Origin of the sequence: Catellatospora sp. KI3 (genome assembly GCF_029948125.1) — a bacterium.
Lineage (GTDB): Bacteria > Actinomycetota > Actinomycetes > Mycobacteriales > Micromonosporaceae > Catellatospora.
Genome location: NZ_JASAMB010000074.1, coordinates 1 through 737 on the forward strand (window position 1 = coordinate 1; position 737 = coordinate 737).

Annotated in this window: 1 protein-coding gene; it reads right to left on the minus strand. The window is 64.6% G+C overall.

The features are described from left to right. A partial coding sequence (locus QEZ54_RS36245; RefSeq protein WP_281309314.1) for a sugar ABC transporter permease occupies positions 1 to 737 on the minus strand: 737 nt, incomplete at both ends.

The window sequence follows — 737 nt, forward strand, 5'->3', positions numbered from 1 at the left end:
AGGACGAATCGTTGGTAGAGCAGGGCGAAGATGAGGCTGAGCAGGAACATGGCGATGCTGATGGCGCTGGCGTAGCCGACTTCGAAGCGGCGGAAGCCGTATTGGAACATGGTGACGGCCATGGTTTCGGAGCTGTGGATGGGGCCGCCGCCGGTGAGGACCCAGACCATGTCGAACAGTTGGATGGTGCCGATCACGGACAGGAACAGGCTGACGCGGATGGTGGGTCCGAGTAGTGGCAGGGTGACGTGTCGGAAGGTCTGCCAGGGTCCGGCGCCGTCGGTGGTGGCGGCTTCGGTGAGTTCGCGGGGGATGGCTTGGCGTCCGGCGAGCATGAGGATCATGTGGAAGCCGAAGTACTTCCAGGAGATGACGAGGAACAGTGCGTAGATGACCTGGTCGGGGTCGGCGAACATCTCGCCGCCGAGGGCGAGGCCGCGGTTGGGTGAGAAGACGAGGGTGAACAGGACCGCGGTGGTGACTTCGGACAGGACGTAGGGGGCGAAGAAGAGCAGGCGGTAGAGGGCGCGTCCGCGTAGGGGCTGGTTGAGGAGCATGGCCAGGGCCAGTGAGACGGGTAGTTGGATGAGGACGGACAGGGCGATGAGGACGGCGCCGCGGCGCAGGTCGCCGAGGAAGACGGGGTCGGCCAGGGCGCGGGTGTAGTTGTCCAGGCCGACGTAGTTGTCGGGGAAGTTGAACCCGTTCCACTTGAACAGGCTGGTGTAGCTCGCGAC